Origin of the sequence: Streptomyces sp. NBC_00523 (genome assembly GCF_036346615.1) — a bacterium.
GTDB lineage: Bacteria > Actinomycetota > Actinomycetes > Streptomycetales > Streptomycetaceae > Streptomyces.
The window spans coordinates 2,864,634-2,879,919 of record NZ_CP107836.1; the positions used below are offsets into that span (position 1 = coordinate 2,864,634).

Annotated in this window: 21 protein-coding genes; 12 read left to right on the plus strand and 9 right to left on the minus strand. The window is 70.1% G+C overall.

Going from position 1 to position 15,286, the window contains the following annotated elements; translation table 11 throughout:
• Window positions 1-36: 36 nt before the first annotated feature.
• On the minus strand, window positions 37-585 hold the full coding sequence (locus OHS17_RS12770; protein WP_018104007.1) for an acyl-CoA thioesterase: 549 nt from the start codon (window positions 583-585) through the stop codon (window positions 37-39).
• Between the two features lie 119 nt (window positions 586-704).
• Here OHS17_RS12770 and OHS17_RS12775 point away from each other — a divergent pair, with 119 nt between their 5' ends.
• The gene (locus OHS17_RS12775; RefSeq protein ID WP_330312258.1) at window positions 705-1,985 is read left to right on the plus strand and encodes an LCP family protein; all 1,281 of its coding nucleotides are present in this window, start codon (window positions 705-707) and stop codon (window positions 1,983-1,985) included.
• Between the two features lie 43 nt (window positions 1,986-2,028).
• Complete coding sequence (locus OHS17_RS12780) at window positions 2,029-2,571, plus strand: histidine phosphatase family protein (protein WP_330312259.1); 543 nt, start codon at window positions 2,029-2,031, stop codon at window positions 2,569-2,571.
• Here the strand turns inward: OHS17_RS12780 and OHS17_RS12785 are convergent.
• The 6 genes from OHS17_RS12785 to OHS17_RS12810 are packed head-to-tail and all read right to left on the minus strand — an operon-like array spanning window position 2,556 to window position 5,554.
• On the minus strand, window positions 2,556-3,362 hold the full coding sequence (locus OHS17_RS12785) for a class I SAM-dependent methyltransferase (RefSeq protein ID WP_330312260.1): 807 nt from the start codon (window positions 3,360-3,362) through the stop codon (window positions 2,556-2,558). The genes OHS17_RS12780 and OHS17_RS12785 overlap by 16 nt on opposite strands.
• Window positions 3,359-3,859 (minus strand): hypothetical protein, encoded by a 501-nt coding sequence (locus tag OHS17_RS12790; protein WP_330312261.1) that lies wholly within the window; start codon window positions 3,857-3,859, stop codon window positions 3,359-3,361. Before OHS17_RS12790 ends, OHS17_RS12785 begins: the two co-directional genes overlap by 4 nt.
• A complete protein-coding gene (locus OHS17_RS12795) occupies window positions 3,852-4,310 on the minus strand; it encodes a hypothetical protein (RefSeq protein WP_330312262.1) in 459 nt (152 codons plus the stop codon). Before OHS17_RS12795 ends, OHS17_RS12790 begins: the two co-directional genes overlap by 8 nt.
• Window positions 4,307-4,495 carry a DUF397 domain-containing protein gene (locus OHS17_RS12800; protein WP_330312263.1) on the minus strand — a complete coding sequence of 63 codons (189 nt, stop codon included), beginning with the start codon at window positions 4,493-4,495 and terminating at the stop codon, window positions 4,307-4,309. Before OHS17_RS12800 ends, OHS17_RS12795 begins: the two co-directional genes overlap by 4 nt.
• Before the next feature lie 7 nt (window positions 4,496-4,502).
• Window positions 4,503-4,703, minus strand: a complete 201-nt coding sequence (locus OHS17_RS12805) for a DUF397 domain-containing protein (RefSeq protein WP_330312264.1) — start codon at window positions 4,701-4,703, stop codon at window positions 4,503-4,505.
• On the minus strand, window positions 4,700-5,554 hold the full coding sequence (locus tag OHS17_RS12810) for a helix-turn-helix domain-containing protein (protein ID WP_330312265.1): 855 nt from the start codon (window positions 5,552-5,554) through the stop codon (window positions 4,700-4,702). Before OHS17_RS12810 ends, OHS17_RS12805 begins: the two co-directional genes overlap by 4 nt.
• Before the next feature lie 414 nt (window positions 5,555-5,968).
• On the opposite strand from OHS17_RS12810, the gene OHS17_RS12815 reads away from it, so the two are divergent.
• From OHS17_RS12815 to OHS17_RS12850, 8 genes are all read left to right on the plus strand, one after another.
• On the plus strand, window positions 5,969-6,808 hold the full coding sequence (locus tag OHS17_RS12815) for a helix-turn-helix domain-containing protein (protein ID WP_330312266.1): 840 nt from the start codon (window positions 5,969-5,971) through the stop codon (window positions 6,806-6,808).
• A 77-nt stretch (window positions 6,809-6,885) separates the two neighbouring features.
• The gene (locus tag OHS17_RS12820; protein ID WP_330312267.1) at window positions 6,886-7,077 is read left to right on the plus strand and encodes a hypothetical protein; all 192 of its coding nucleotides are present in this window, start codon (window positions 6,886-6,888) and stop codon (window positions 7,075-7,077) included.
• Entirely contained in the window at window positions 7,061-7,588 is a 528-nt protein-coding gene (locus tag OHS17_RS12825; RefSeq protein ID WP_330312268.1) for a DUF6879 family protein, read from the plus strand. The genes OHS17_RS12820 and OHS17_RS12825 overlap by 17 nt, the downstream gene beginning before the upstream one ends.
• A gap of 23 nt (window positions 7,589-7,611) precedes the next feature.
• Window positions 7,612-8,415: a helix-turn-helix domain-containing protein gene (locus OHS17_RS12830; protein WP_330315242.1), complete on the plus strand. Its 804-nt coding sequence runs from the start codon at window positions 7,612-7,614 to the stop codon at window positions 8,413-8,415.
• Between the two features lie 61 nt (window positions 8,416-8,476).
• Window positions 8,477-8,917: a hypothetical protein gene (locus OHS17_RS12835; RefSeq protein ID WP_330312269.1), complete on the plus strand. Its 441-nt coding sequence runs from the start codon at window positions 8,477-8,479 to the stop codon at window positions 8,915-8,917.
• A gap of 66 nt (window positions 8,918-8,983) precedes the next feature.
• Window positions 8,984-9,361: a hypothetical protein gene (locus OHS17_RS12840; protein ID WP_330312270.1), complete on the plus strand. Its 378-nt coding sequence runs from the start codon at window positions 8,984-8,986 to the stop codon at window positions 9,359-9,361.
• Window positions 9,362-9,490: 129 nt separating this feature from the next.
• Entirely contained in the window at window positions 9,491-9,730 is a 240-nt protein-coding gene (locus tag OHS17_RS12845) for a hypothetical protein (RefSeq protein ID WP_330312271.1), read from the plus strand.
• Window positions 9,727-10,398 carry a DNA alkylation repair protein gene (locus OHS17_RS12850; protein ID WP_330312272.1) on the plus strand — a complete coding sequence of 224 codons (672 nt, stop codon included), beginning with the start codon at window positions 9,727-9,729 and terminating at the stop codon, window positions 10,396-10,398. The genes OHS17_RS12845 and OHS17_RS12850 overlap by 4 nt, the downstream gene beginning before the upstream one ends.
• A gap of 59 nt (window positions 10,399-10,457) precedes the next feature.
• On the opposite strand, the gene OHS17_RS12855 is transcribed toward OHS17_RS12850, so the two are convergent.
• Both OHS17_RS12855 and OHS17_RS12860 read right to left on the minus strand, forming a co-directional pair.
• On the minus strand, window positions 10,458-12,053 hold the full coding sequence (locus OHS17_RS12855) for a serine/threonine-protein kinase (protein ID WP_330312273.1): 1,596 nt from the start codon (window positions 12,051-12,053) through the stop codon (window positions 10,458-10,460).
• Window positions 12,054-12,191: 138 nt separating this feature from the next.
• Window positions 12,192-13,349, minus strand: coding sequence for an acyl-CoA dehydrogenase family protein (locus OHS17_RS12860; protein ID WP_018524719.1), 1,158 nt, complete (start codon window positions 13,347-13,349; stop codon window positions 12,192-12,194).
• A 175-nt stretch (window positions 13,350-13,524) separates the two neighbouring features.
• Between OHS17_RS12860 and OHS17_RS12865 the strand changes: the two genes are divergently transcribed.
• Window positions 13,525-14,868, plus strand: a complete 1,344-nt coding sequence (locus tag OHS17_RS12865) for a UDP-glucose dehydrogenase family protein (protein WP_330312274.1) — start codon at window positions 13,525-13,527, stop codon at window positions 14,866-14,868.
• Between the two features lie 47 nt (window positions 14,869-14,915).
• Window positions 14,916-15,275: a VOC family protein gene (locus OHS17_RS12870; protein WP_330312275.1), complete on the plus strand. Its 360-nt coding sequence runs from the start codon at window positions 14,916-14,918 to the stop codon at window positions 15,273-15,275.
• Window positions 15,276-15,286 lie beyond the last annotated feature (11 nt).

Consider the following 15,286-nt stretch of genomic DNA (forward strand, 5'->3'; position numbering starts at 1 on the left):
CGGTGAGCCCCGCGCCTCCCGGCCGGCCTCGCGCCGTCAGTCCTCGATGCCCTCGGCGATCCGCTTCTCGCGGAGCTCCCGGATCGCGCGGCGCCGCGCCAGGCGGTGCGTGCGGCGGATCTGGGCCTCCTGGTAGCGCCGCTTGTCGCGCTCGGTCTCCGGGGTCACCTGCGGTACGGGGCGGGGCCGGCCGTCCGCGTCGACCGCGGCGAAGACCAGGTACGCGCTGCCGACCTGGGTCGCGGGCGTCGACTCGTTCCAGCGCTCGGCCATGACGCGGACGCCGACCTCCATGGAGGAGCGGCCGGTCCAGTTGACCTGGGCGCGTACGTGCACGAGGTCGCCGACGCGGACCGGCTCCAGGAAGACCATCTCGTCCATCGAGGCCGTGACGGCGGGGCCGCCGGAGTGCCGGCCGGCCACGGCGCCCGCCGCGTCGTCGACCAGCTTCATGATCACGCCGCCGTGCACGGTCCCCAGCAGATTGGTGTCGCTGCCGGTCATGATGTGGCTGAGGGTGGTCCGGGAGGCCGCGGTGGGCTTGGCCGGAATGTCGCTCTCCGGGCGCGGAGCCTGATCTGTCATGGCGTCCACCTTATGCGGGGGCCGGAACGCCGTCGCAATGCATCAGCTTCGCAACAGCCCTGGTGCGATTTTCCTCCCGCCCTGTAAGAGGGGCCGTCCCGGACGGCACACTGGTCCGTATGAACGATTGGCCCGACGGCTGGACCGACGACAACCGCAGCGGTAACCGCTACGGGCAGGGCAGCGCGAGCGAGCGGCCCGAGAGCGCCCGCTCGATGCCGCACGTCCAGCGCCGCCCGGCCCCGCCGCCGCAGCGCCCCGCGCCGCCGAGGCAGCGCCCGGTGCCGCAGCAGCCCTCGGGCTACGACGACGGCAACCCGCAGTACGACAGTGGTTACAACACCGGCCAGGTGTACGGCGGCGGCCGTGGCGCGGGTCACGGCGGCGACGACCGGGGCCCCGCCCAGGGCCGTCCCCGCCCCGCGCCCAACTGGGGCCGCCGGATCCGGATCGGCGCGCTGGTCCTGGTCGTCGCGCTGCTCGGCGTCTCCGTGGGCACGTACTTCTGGGCCGACTCCAAGCTGAACCGCGCCGTCGACCTGTCGAAGGTCATCGAGCGGCCGGACGCGGGCAAGGGGACGAACTACCTGATCGTCGGCTCGGACAGCCGCGAGGGCATGACGTCCGAGGACAAGAAGCGGCTCCACACGGGTTCGGCCGACGGCAAGCGGACCGACTCGATGATGATCCTGCACACCGGTGACAACGGCCCGACGCTGGTCTCGCTGCCGCGTGACTCGAACGTCGAGATCCCGTCGTTCATCGGCTCCGAGTCCGGCAAGAAGTACCCGGGCACGGGCAAGACGACGAAGCTCAACGCCGCGTACGCCACGGACGGTCCCGAGCTGCTGGTCCGCACGGTCGAGTTCAACACCGGCCTGCACATCGACCACTACGTCGAGATCGGCTTCGGCGGCTTCGCCAAGATCGTGGACGCGATCGGCGGGGTCGAGCTGGACATCCCGAAGGCCTTCAAGGACAAGTGGTCGGGCGCCGACTTCCCGGCCGGCAAGCAGACCCTCGACGGCCAGCAGGCCCTGGCCTTCGTCCGCACCCGCCACGCCTTCACCTCGGACCTGGACCGTACGAAGAACCAGCAGAAGTTCCTCGCGGCCCTGGCCGGCCAGACGGCGACCTTCTCCACGATCGTCAACCCGTTCAAGCTGTACCCGACGATGGGTGCGGGCCTGGACACGCTGATCGTGGACAAGGACATGTCGCTCTGGTCGCTCGGCAAGATGTTCTTCGCGATGAAGGGCGTCACCGGCGGCGACGGCACGTCGATGAACATCCCGATCGCGGGCAACGTGGGCTCCAACCTCGCCTGGGACAAGGCGAAGGTGAAGAAGCTGGTCGAGCAGCTGAAGAACGACGAGAAGGTCACGGTCACGGAGAACTGAGGGGCGCGTACCCGCGCCTCTTCCCCCGATGCGGAGCCGCCCCATGCCTGTCCGGATCGTGTACGAGTCGCACGCCACGACCACCGACAACGAGGCGGGCATCGCCACGGGGTGGCTGCCGGGGCGGCTCTCCCCGACCGGACGCCGCCAGGCCGCCGAACTGGGCGACCGGCGGCGCGGCACGGGGCTCGATGCCGCCTACACCTCGGACCTGGCCCGTGCCGTGGAGACGGCCCGCATCGCGTTCGCAGGTGAGGGCTCCCCGGTCCTCCGCCAGGACGCGCGCCTGCGTGAATGCGACTACGGGGAGCTGAACGGCGCCCCGACCGCTGTCCTGCACCCCCTGCGCACCCGCCACATCGACCGCCCGTGGCCCGGCGGCGGTCAGAGCTACCGGGACGTGGTCGAGGCGACGGCCGCGTTCCTGCGGGATCTGGCGGGCGAGTGGGATGGGGGCCAGGTCCTCCTGATCGCCCACTCGGCGAACCGCTGGGCCCTGGACTGCCTGCTGGCGGGGGCCCGGCTGGAGAGCGTCGTCGCGGACCCGCCGCCCTGGCAGCCGGGCACCTTCTACGCCCTGCCCTGAGCCAGTACCGCCGCGTGCGGCAGCGTCAACAGGCCGTCTTCCGACAGGAATTCGCGGCACAGTGCGTCGTACTCGCGCTTGGCCGCTGCCACGCCCTCCGGGCCGGCGTTCGTGAGCAGGGTGCCGATCGCGCCGATTCCGGCGGCGGGGCCCGCCCACCAGTCGTCGGGGGCGGCGCGGTGGTCCCAGGTGTGGGTGGTGCTCTGTACGTCTCCGAGGCCGGCGGCGGTGAGCAGTGCGGCGAGGCCGTCCGGGGTGCGCGCGAAGTTGCGTTCCTCGTCCACCGTGGCCATCCAGTCGGGCCGGGTGAGTCCGGCGGCCTGGGCGGCGCGGCCCACGAGTGCCTGGCCCGGGGCGCCCGGGAGCTGCCAGATGGTGACCGCGATCGTGCCGCCGGGGCGGGTGACCCGGCGCATCTCGACCAGCGCCTCCAGGGGGCGGCCGACGTGGTTGATCACGAAGTTGGCGACGACCGCGTCGAACTCCCCGTCGGCGTACGGCAGCTGGGGCAGCATCCCGGAGCGTACCTCGGCCCCGGGCGCCGCGCGCCGGGTCGCCTCGACCATGCCGGGCTCGGCGTCCACGGCCCGGACGGCCGCGCCGCGCCCGAGGGCGGCGGCTGTCACGTTGCCGCTGCCGCACCCCACGTCGAGGAGGCGCGTCCCCTTCCCGACCCCGGCGGCGTCCAGCAGGGCGGGCACGGTGCGGACGCAGAGCCGGGCGGCGGTGCGGGCGTAGACGTCGGCCCGCCCGCCCCATATCCGCCGCTCCATCACGTCGAACGCGGTCATACGGTGTCGCCTCCGGTACGGCTGGTCGGGGTCTGCGGTTCGGTCTCGTTCAGGTCCTCGTGCAGGGCGTTGAGTATGCGCCCTGTGGGTCCGCCGCGCACGGAGTTCTCACCGAGGAACCATCCGGGCAACCGCCCCGCCACCTCGTCCGGCTCGTCGCCCCGGTCCGGATCGTCCAGCCCCTGGAGCAACGCGAAGGCGGTCTCCCGGGCGACCTCGCGGGCGATTTCGCCGAGGTCCTCGGCGGTCAGCCCGAGCCGCACGGCCCGCTCGACCGCGCCACCCGCCGCCCCGTCCCTGCGGTAGGCGGCGACCCAGTCGGACGCGGTGGTGCTCCAGGCGTCGATGTCCTGCCACACCGTGCGCAGCAACCGGAACCGGGCGAGCTGCGGCAGCCCCTCCTCGGCCTCGGACTCGGCCCACCCCTCCGGGTCCTCGGCGCCGAGCGCGTCGAAGAGCCGGGTGAGGCTCCCGATGTCCTCAGGGCCCTCAGGCACTGCGGAAGTTGCGGGACAGCCAGGGGCTGAGCATGGCGCGCGGCACCAGTTCCTTGTACGTCTCGTCCCCGGGCAACGGCACGACGAGCCACTGCCCCGGCGGGAAGAACCGGCCCTTCACGTACGCCATCCCGCCGTACACGGACCGCAGGAACGCGGGCACGGAGTCCCTGGGGACGTCCTCGAAGACCACCCCGTCGACGGTGATCCGCGCGTCGTCCTCCGGGAAGACCTGCACGGTGACGGCCGGAACCCCGCCCAGCTCGATGAACGCCTCGTGCGGCAGCGACCCGTCCGCGTCCACCACGGCGAACGCCCCCGCGGACGCCCGCCGGGAGGTCTGGTCGGCCCCGATGTCGTCGGTGACCGTCACTTCCAGGTTGTACGCCTCGGCGACTTCCCGTACGGCGGTGACGGCGGCCTCGGTGGTGGGGAGATGGGGGCGCGTCATGCGGCCTGGGCCGCGTAGGTGACGAAGGCGGCCCAGGCGCGCGAGGGGTGGGCGAGACGGGGGCCGTCCGCGTCCTTGGAGTCCCGTACGAGGACGGCGCCGGGGGCCGCCGCGACCTCGACGCAGTCGGCCTCATTGCCACTGCTGCTGTAGCTGCTCTTGAACCACGTCAGCCCGTCAGCCATGTCAACATCAGCCCTTCGCTGTGTGCGACGTGAAGTCAGCCCATGCACGCTCCTCGAAGGCGAGCACTGGGCCCTGCGTGTTCTTGGAGTCCCGTACGAGGACGGCGTCCCGGGCCGCCGCGACCTCGACGCAGTCGTTTCCGTCACCACTGCTGCTGTAGCTGCTCCGGAACCACGCGGCTTCCCCGCCAGAGGGCTTATCGATCATGTCTCTCCCAGCAATTGCGCGATGAAGGCCAGTGACTCCCTTGGAGAGAGGGCCTGGGCCCGGATCATCCCATAGCGCAACTCCAGGATCCTGAGCTGCTTCGGATCGAACACCGGGCGGCCGCTGAAAGCCCCCTCCGAGCGTCCTACAGCGCTGCCGTCGGGAAACTTCAGGACCTCGATCAGACCGCCAGTCCCAGGGTGCTCCTCGCGGTGGGTCGGTACAACCTGGATCGACACATTCCGCAACTGCCCCACCTCCAGTAGGTGTTCCAATTGCTCTCGCCATACCATCCTGCCCCCAACAGGGCGGCGCAGCGTCACCTCTTCCTGCACGAAGCTGAGCGCAGGGCCCGGCTCGCGGTCGAAGATCGCCCGCCGTGCCAATCGCGCGGCCACCACGCGCTCCAGCTCGTCCTGCGTGTACGCGGGCAGCCACCCTGCGAAGAGGGCCCGCATGTGCCCTTCGGTCTGTAGCAGGCCGTTGATGTTGTGGTGGTGGTACGCCGCCAGCTCCACCGCCTGGGCTTCCATCTTCGCCAGCTCCCGAACCTTCTTCGGGTACCGCACCACCGCCAAGTCCTGCTTCATCACAGCGATCTTGCCGTGCGCGCCCAAGAGGTCATCCGACTTGTCCAGATACTCGGGCCGGGGGATGCGCCTGCCGCCCTCCACCTTGTAGATCAGGTCCTCCCCGTACCCGATCAGCACTCCGAACTCCGCCGCCCGCATCCCCGCCGCCTCGCGCCACGCCTTGAGCTGGCGGCCCACGGCGGCGACCACCGCCGCGCCCGACTCGTCCTCGGGATCGACGTCCCAACCGTGTTCGTCCGTCTCGCTGTTGGCGCTCATCCGTACCCCACTTCCGACGCGCGTGCCTTTGTTCCCCAACCGATGACCGTCCCCACCCGTCACGCCGGACAGCCGGGACAACGCTGGACAAGCGCCGGACATTCACCGTAAGCAGGCGCGGGCCACCGGGTCGTGGGTTTCCACGACCCGGTGCGCCACGACGCGGAAGCCCGCGACCCGGTGCGCCACGACGCCAAATGCTTTGAAAGAACCGAGGGAAAGAACCCAACCCCACCCCACCCGAACCCCGTCCGAACGCCGATCACTCGCGCGGGTGACAAATGGCAACTGAGCTGGATTTGGGGTCGGTTGTCGGGCATATGCTCCCGGCAACAACCCCAGACACGCGTCGACCCCGACCGGGACCTGCAATCCCAGCCGGGGCCTGACCACCGAGGAAGAAGAGCCTTCCCGATGACTGCCCAGCAGGCTATCGCGCCCCCGTGCGCCCCGCCTGGTTCTCCCGGCGACGTCACACCGACCTCCGGTGTCATCCACGTCAACTCCCGCCACACGTCCGGCTTCACGGTCATCGGCAACCACCTCGCCCAGCACCGAGACCTGTCCCTCCTCGCGATCGGGCTCGCCGTGCACATCCAGTCGCTGCCCGAGGGCGCGAAGATCGGCGTCAAGGTCCTCACCGCGCGCTTCCCGGAGAGCGAGATGCGGATCGCGGCCGCGCTGCGCGAGCTGGAGGCGGCGGGCTACCTGCGCCGCATCCGCGTCCGCCTGCGGGACGGCCGCGTACGCACGCGTACGGAGTCGCACAACCGGCCGTACGCGATGGCCCCGACGCCGCCGGTGCCGTATGAGGCCCCGCGCGCCACGACTCCGCCGCCCGCCCCGCCGCCCCCGCCCCCGCCCCCGCAGCAGCACCCCCGGCCCACCCCACCCGCCAACGCCCTGCACCGGACCGCCGCTCTGCTCCTCGCGGACCTCCGCCGCCACGCGCCCGTGCTGACGCTCTCCGAGGCGGATGTCGCCGCGCTCACCCCGGGCGTCGTTGCCTGGCTCGAACGGGACGCACACCCCGACGCCATCCGCCGGGCCCTCACGACGGACCTCCCGGCCCCGCTCACCCACCCGGCGCGCCTCCTCCACCACCGCGTCACGGCCCTCCTGCCACCCCCGCTCCCGGCCCCGTCCGCGCCGCCCACCGTCATCCCCCTCCAGAACTGCGACGACTGCAACCGAGCCTTCCGCGCCCCGGAACCGGGCCAGTGCCGCGACTGCCGGACCGGCGGTTTCCAGTAACGGAAACTCAACCCTCTTGCTCCCGGGCAACGGGACAGCAAGCATCGGATCACCGCACTCGTCCATAAGGAGACTCCGTGAAGCTGACACGACTGGTTGGCCAGTGCGACGAGGGCGAGTGCCCTGCGATCTACGCCACGGACCGGGGAACACTTGCCGTCCAGGGAGACCGTTTAGCCGACCACGGACTCAGTGTTCCCGCTCACGAGGCGCTGGTGGAGATTCCGGTCGAGCTCATCCGAAAGGCTGTGCGTGACAACCTCATCTAAGTCCCTCGGGGCCTGGCTCGAAGACTTCGAGCGGGAAGCGTTCCGACTTGAGACTCTGGACGACTACAGCAAATCAGGCGGAGTGGAGGCATACGAAGCATTTCTGGCCGGAGAGCCGCAGCCGGAGAGTTACAGAACCGCCGGCTGGATCACTACGGTCGAAAACGCGGTCCGGTCGGGGAAGCGGATCTATCGCGTACATGTCCTCGCTCGCCCGCTGACGGACTACCTACGCTTCGAACTGTCCTGGGGATACCGCCGCAACATGACTGTCGGCGAGGAGTTCTACATCCTGGATACCACCGTCCAGGAAAACCCCATCGCTGAGGCACCAGATTTCTGGATGTTCGACGAGCGAACTGTCGGAGCGATGCGTTACACCCAGGACGGCAGGTACAGCGGCGCCGAGTTCCTCGGATCAGACCAACTGCCGGCTTACCTGACGTTCAGGGACAAGGCGATGGAGCACGCCGTCCCCTTCACCGAGTGGTGGGCGAAGTACGGCGAGTGAACAAACACAGCCTCGGACCAGCGCTGCGGGAACTGCGGAAGTCTTCCGGACTCGAAGCCAAAGCGGTTGCCCGCGGCGCTGCCATGTCCCGGTCCAAGCTGTCGAAGATCGAGAACGGGAACACGGCGCCGAGCGTCACCGACGTCGACTGCATCCTCACCGCCATGGGCGTATCGGATGAAGTGAAGGCCGAGTACATGGTCGCGGCCAGGGAAGCAGCGACAGAAGCCACGGCCTGGCGGCTGATCCGGCGGCTGGGCTACAGCCGCAAACAGCAACAGGTTCAGGCACTCGAATCACAGACCACCGTGCTGCGCCTCTTTCAGCCCTCCCTCGTCCCTGGCCTGCTCCAGACGCCCGAGTACGTGCGGGCGGTCTTCGCTCGGCGGTGCTTGAGCGAAGCACAGCTGGAACGAACGATCGGCGCAAGACTGGCACGGCAGAGTGTCCTGTACTCGGAAGGAAAGACGTTCCGTTTCATCATCACGGAGTCGGTTCTCCGATGGCGGATCGTTCCGCCTCTGGTACTCGTCGGGCAGCTCGACCGGATCATTTCAGCATCTCGGCTGCCCCATGTGGATATCAGAGTCGTCGAGTCATCTGCCCCGCAGCATGATTTCCCGGGGCACTCGTTCTCGATCAAGGATGACCGCACTGTCGCCATCGAAACGATCCACGCGGAAATGGTGGTGACCGACCCCAGGGACATCGCCCTGTACGTGTCCAAGTTCGAGGGTTTCAGCGCGTCCGCCTGTTCCGGTGAAGGAATGCGTGCGCTGGTGGGACGCATCCGGGACGACCTTTTGCGCGAACAGGAAACCACCTAGAAACCGGCCCCGCACCCAGTCACGATGAGGCGTCGACTCACGAAGTGACGAAGGGTGCACCATGACAACCACGGTAAATATTCCTGTCGCCCTGCGACGCGGGCGGGATCTCCTCGATCCCGAACTGTTCGAGAAGGTGGCCGGCTTCTGCGCCACGGAGTACGGACACGAGATGAGCACGGCGCGCAATGTCGTGGACCAGGCCCTCGCCTTTCTCAAGGTCATGGGCGACGCCCGGGCGTTCGACATGTCCCCGTCCCGGATCGTCGACCCTGGCTGGCATTCCTTCGCGCTGCACACCCGCGCCTACGCCGCCTGGTGTCAGGAGCAGTTCGGCTACTTCCTGGACCATGAACCGGGAGCCACCGTCCGCACACGCCCGCTGATCGGCTCAGTGGCGGAGCGAGTGAGGGCGGCCGGCTTCTACGTCGACGAGCGGCTGTGGGGCGTCGCGGGAGAATGCAACCCTCCAGCCTGTTGCGGCGACGGCGACGGCTGCTGAGCGAAGGTGCCACCCACGGCGTCCGGCGACGGGGTAACCGGCAGCAGCAGAGTGACGGTGTACGTCATGTTCGGCGTCGTCTTCGGGTACGCAACCCACCACCACGACGAACGCCGAATCGGAGACATCGCCGTTGTCGGCCCGCTGACTCCCGGGATCGAGTGGGACCGCCTGTGGCAGATGGCCCGTCACTGCGGGCGTCCTGCCGCAGGCGAGACCGAACTTGCCCAGTGGGTGCTCACTCAAGCCACTCGGGCGTTCGTGTGCGGCAGCGGCCGCATCGCCCAGTTCCATCAGCGCGGATGGGAATTGAAACCCGGCGGCAAGCGCGTTCGGTTCGAATCGACGTACGCCAATCGTGACCAACTCTGGACGGGAAACATGACCATCGACGGGCTCACCCCCGACCAGATCTCGTCACGACACACGCTCTATCCCGTCTGACAGCGACTTCCGCACCCAGGCCTGGGCGACTTTTGCCGGTATGCCGACAATCCCGATGTCGGTGCCATACTCACCGCACAGGGCCTGGGCAGTCGTCCGGCCGCACAACAGTGGAGGAACCTGGTGGCCGTGGACACCTCTTTCTACAAGTCCTTCATGTCGGAGGAGATCCGGGACGAGGGCAGGGCGGAAGGCCGAGCGGAGGGCCGGGCGGAAGGTCTCCTGCTGCTTCTCGGCGTACGTGGCATCGCCCTCACTGACGCGGACCGCGAGAAGATCGCCACCTGCACCGACCCGCAGCTCCTGCGCGAATGGCTCCAGCGCGCCGCGACGGCCTCCTCCGCCGAGGAGGTCTTCCGCGCCTCATGACGGAAGCAACCGCCACCGACGTCCTCGCCGAGCTCGCCGCGCTGGACGATCCCAAGGCCCGCGCCGTCAACGCGCGGCACGGGGACGACCACGGGGTGAACCTGACCAAGCTGCGCGCCCTCGCCAAGCGGCTGGGGAAGCGGCAGGAGCTGGCCGTCGAGCTGTGGGGGACCGACGACACCGCCGCGCGGCTCGTCGCGTTGCTGGTCTGCCGGCCGAAGGCGTACACGCAAGGCGAGCTGGACCGCATGCTGCGCGAGGCGCGGGCGCCCAAGGTGCACGACTGGCTCGTGGGCTACGTGGTGAAGAAGAGCCCCCACGCGGAGGAGCTGCGGCTCGCCTGGACGGAGGACCCCGATCCGGTCGTCGCGAGCGCCGGGTGGGCGCTGACCGCCGACCGGGTCGTGAAACGGCCCGACGGGCTGGACCTAAGCGCGCTGCTCGACGTCATCGAGGCGGGGATGCAGGGCGCCCCCGACCGCCTTCAGTGGGCGATGAACACCTGCCTCGCCCAGATCGGCATCGAGCACCCGGAGCACCGCGCCCGCGCGCTGGACATCGGCGAGCGGCTGGGTGTGCTGAAGGACTACCCGACGCCCAAGGGCTGCACGTCGCCGTACGCGCCGGTGTGGATCGGGGAGATGGTGCGGCGCAAGGGCGAGGCCTAGGGGGTGTCTTGCCGATCATGGCCGGGTCCGCGCCTGATCGACAAGACACTCCCCAGGTGCTAGACCGCGTCCCGCCAGACCGTCAGGTCACCCTGGAGGAAAGCGAGTTCGGGTATCGCGGTCGACTTCGTCGCGATCACGAACAGCGCGATGTCCCCCGAGGCGTTCATGACGCAGATCTCGCTCCCGTTCGCCGAGGCCGCCAGCGGGAGGTTATGGATCTTGCTGTGCGGGAGGAACAGGCGGCACTCGTCGAGCGTGGTGCCCGGCTTGTCGTCCATGGGCATGAAGACGCTCGTATCGCTCTTCAGCTCGCACCCGACCGACTCGCAGCTGAAGCGGATGTCGCCCTTGTCGCCGCCCAGCTCCTTGCGCGGATCCGCGAGGTTCAGTGAGTGCTTCGCGTCCACCGTGACCAGGGCGTACGGCTCGGCCTGCGGCTCCCTCGGCGTGGGCGACGTGCTCGGTGCGGTCCGCTCTTCGGTGACCTTGCCCGCCGAAGGGGAGCCCGCCGATTCCGTCGTGGTCTTCCTCGCCCCCGACGACCGGGTGGCCGACTCCGACGCCTCCGCGCCGGCCCGGTGCTCGCCCCCGCCCATGGGCCCCATCGCCTGCCAGGCCAGGCCGAGGACCAGCAGCGCGCTCACCACGCCGACGGCCGACACCAGCGCGACGCGCCGCCTGCGCGCCCCGCGATCGACCGGTACCGGCGGCGGCCCGGCCCAGGGGTCCGTCCGCACCGGGGTGGGCTCCGGCACCGGGGCCGGAACCGTGACCTCCGGACCGCTGATCTCCCGCCACACGGCGGGGGCACCGTCCGCGTCGGCCTCCTCGCCCAGCCGCTGCCGGCACCACTCCACGATCTCCGCCGGGGCGGGCCGCTCGGCCGGGTCGGCGGCCAGGCAGCGGGCGAACAGTGGGCGCAGGGGCTCGGGCAGCAGGGTCAGGTCGGGCTGGTCATGGATGATCCGGTACAGCACGTAGACGCCCGGGCCGTCACCGTAGAGCGGCTTGCCCAGCGCCGCGAACGCCGCCGTCTGGGCCAGGGCGAAGACATCGCTCGCCGCGGTGGCCCCCTCCCCGGACGCCTGCTCGGGGGCCATGTACGCGGGGGTGCCGATCGGGTGGCCCGTCGTGGTGTACGAGGTCGCGTCGGCGGCCAGCGCGATGCCGAAGTCGATCACGCGCGGCCCGTCGGAGGCCAGCAGCACGTTGGACGGCTTGAGGTCGCGGTGCACGATGCCCTCGGCGTGGATGGCCCGGAGCGCCTCGGCCATGCCCGCCATCAGCCACAGCAGGGCGGACACCGGCAGCGGGCCCTGCCGCGCCACGGCCTGGGTGAGCGAGGGGCCGGGCACGTACAGCGTGGCCAGCCAGGGCGGCGTGCCCTCCGCGTCGGCGTCGATCAGCTCGGCCGTGCAGGCGCCGCGCACCCGCCGGGCCGCCCGGATCTCCCGGCCGAACCGCCCCCTGAAGTCCGGGTCGTCCGCCAGCTCGGGGCGTACGACCTTGATCGCCACGGCCCGGCCGTCCTCGGCGTACGAGAGGTAGACCCGGCCCATGCCGCCCGCGCCGAGCCGGGCGGCGAGCCGGTAGCCGGCCACCTCGGCCGGGTCGTTCGCCTGAAGCGGCTCGAAGACATCCGTCACGTCCATCGGCCCGCTCCCCCACTGTGATGCACTGGCCAACGCCCGCAGCCTAGCAACGGCCTCACGCGGAGTTGATCACCGCACACATGCGACAGCCCCCGGCATCACGGCCGGGGGCTGCGCGCTCGTACGAAAGACGTCCCGTTACGGCAGGTTGCGCGCCATCACGATGCGCTGGACCTGGTTCGTGCCCTCGTAGATCTGGGTGATCTTGGCGTCGCGCATCATCCGCTCCACCGGGTAGTCCCGCGTGTAGCCGTAGCCGCCGAGGAGCTGGACCGCGTCCGTGGTGACCTCCATGGCGACGTCGGAGGCGAAGCACTTGGCGGCGGCGCCGAAGAACGTGAGGTCGGCGTCGACGCGCTCGGACTTGGCGGCGGCCGAGTACGTCAGCTGGCGGGCGGCCTCCAGCTTCATGGCCATGTCGGCGAGCATGAACTGGACGCCCTGGAAGTCCGCGATCGGCTTGCCGAACTGCTTGCGCTCCTGGACGTAACCCTTGGCGTAGTCCAGCGCGCCCTGGGCGACACCGAGGGCCTGGGCCGCGATGGTGATGCGGGTGTGGTCCAGGGTCTTCATCGCGGTGGCGAAGCCGGTGCCCTCCTCGCCGATCATGCGGTCGGCGGGGATGCGGACGTTGTCGAAGTAGACCTCGCGGGTCGGGGAACCCTTGATGCCGAGCTTCTTCTCGGGGGCGCCGAAGGAGACGCCCTCGTCGGACTTCTCCACGACGAAGGCCGAGATGCCCTTGGAGCGCTTCTCCGGGTCCGTGACGGCCATGACCGTGTAGTACTCGGAGACGCCCGCGTTGGTGATCCAGCGCTTCACGCCGTTGAGGACCCAGAAGTCGCCGTCGCGCACGGCGCGGGTCTTCATGCCGGCCGCGTCGGAGCCCGCGTCCGGCTCGGAGAGGCAGTACGAGAACATGCCGTCGCCCTTGGCCAGCGGGCCCAGGTACTTCTTCTTCAGGGCCTCGGAGCCGGACAGGACGACCGGGAGCGAGCCGAGCTTGTTCACGGCCGGGATCAGGGAGGAGGACACGCAGGCGCGGGCCACCTCCTCGATCACGATGACCGTGGCGAGCGCGTCGGCGCCGGCGCCTCCGTACTCCTCCGGTACGTGGACCGCGTGCAGATCGGCGGCGGTGAGGGCGTCCAGCGCCTCCTGCGGGAAGCGGGCCTCCTCGTCGACCGCGGCCGCGAACGGGGCGATCTTCGCCTCGGCGAGCGCACGCACCGTCTCACGGAGCATCTCGTGCTCCTCAGCCGGACGGTACAGGTCGAAATCGGTCGAACCCGCCAAGACGCTCACTCCCCAGGGTGCTAACTACCGTTAAGTAACCCAATTTTATGCGTTCGGCCCGCCCCCGGCATACGCGCTCGGGCCGTGAGCTGCGCGACAGCCGGAAAGGGGAGGTCCGACAGGCGGGACTATGCTCGTTCACCGCATGTCCGTCCGCATCTCACAGGAGCACTCCATGGCCCTCAGGATCACCGTGATCGGCACCGGCTATCTCGGCGCCACACACGCCGCGGCCATGGCGGAGCTGGGCTTCGAGGTCCTGGGTCTCGATGTCGTGCCGGAGAAGATCGAGATGCTGTCGGCCGGCAAGGTCCCGATGTACGAGCCGGGCCTGGAGGAGATGCTCCAGCGGCACGTCGCGGGCATCGAGGGGGCCACGGGACGGCTGCGGTTCACCACCTCGTGGGAGGAGGTGGCGGAGTTCGGCGACGTGCACTTCGTGTGCACCAACACTCCGCAGAAGCACGGCGAGTACGCCTGTGACATGTCCTACGTCGACAGCGCCTTCAACTCGCTCGCGCCGCTCCTCAACCGCCCCGCCCTCGTCGTCGGCAAGTCCACCGTGCCCGTCGGCTCCGCCGCCCGCCTCGCCGCCCGCCTCGCGGAGCTGGCCCCCGTGGGCGCGGACGCGGAGCTGGCCTGGAACCCGGAGTTCCTGCGCGAGGGCTTCGCGGTGGACGACACCCTGCACCCGGACCGGATCGTCGTCGGCGTGACGAGTGAGCGGGCCGAGAAGCTGCTGCGCGAGGTGTACGCCGTCCCGGTCGCGGAGGGCTCCCCGTTCGTCGTGACGGACTACCCGACCGCCGAACTGGTGAAGACCGCCGCCAACTCCTTCCTGGCGACCAAGATCTCGTTCATCAACGCCATGGCCGAGGTCTGCGAGGCCGCCGACGGCGACGTGGCGAAGCTCGCCGAGGCGATCGGCCACGACGAGCGCATCGGAAGTAAGTTCCTGCGGGCCGGCATCGGCTTCGGCGGCGGCTGCCTCCCCAAGGACATCCGCGCCTTCATGGCCCGCGCCGGTGAGCTGGGCGCCGACCAGGCGCTGACGTTCCTGCGCGAGGTCGACTCGATCAACATGCGCCGCCGGGGCCACATGGTCGAGCTGGCCCGGGAGGCCGTGGGCGGCGACTCCTTCCTCGGCAAGCGGGTCGCCGTGCTGGGCGCCACCTTCAAGCCCGACTCGGACGACGTACGCGACTCGCCCGCGCTCAACGTGGCCGGCCAGATCCACCTCCAGGGCGGCCAGGTGACCGTCTTCGACCCGAAGGGCATGGAGAACGCCCGCCGCATCTTCCCCACCCTCGGTTACGCGGAGAGCGCGCTCGACGCGGTGCGCGGCGCGGACGTCGTGCTGCACCTGACGGAGTGGCGCGAGTTCCGCGACCTGGACGCGGAGGCGCTGGGCGCGGTCGCGGGCCACCGGATCATCCTCGACGGGCGCAACGCCCTCGACCCGGTCGCGTGGCGCGAGGCCGGCTGGACCTTCCGCGCGATGGGGCGCCCGACGGCCTGACACCGGGGCACACTAGGGCCTGTCCGTACTCTGCCCGAGGAGGAAACATGGCCCTGGCCGCAGTGGGTGCCGTCGTCCTGGACTGCCCCGACCCCATCGCCCTGGCGAACTTCTACGCGGCGCTGATCGGCGGCACGGTCGAGCAGCAGGAGGACTGGGTGGACCTCAAAGGAGGCGCGGGCGCCCCGCTCGCCTTCCAGGCCGCGCCCGGCTTCGTACCGCCGAAGTGGCCGAGCGCCGACGCCTCGCAGCAGTTCCACCTGGACCTGACCGTGGACGACCTGGACGCGGCGGAGCGGGAGGTGCTGGCGCTGGGCGCGACGGTGCTGGAGGCGGACGACCGGGAGCGCACCTTCCGGGTCTACGCGGACCCGGCGGGGCACCCGTTCTGCCTCTGCGCCTGTTGAAAACCTGCTGA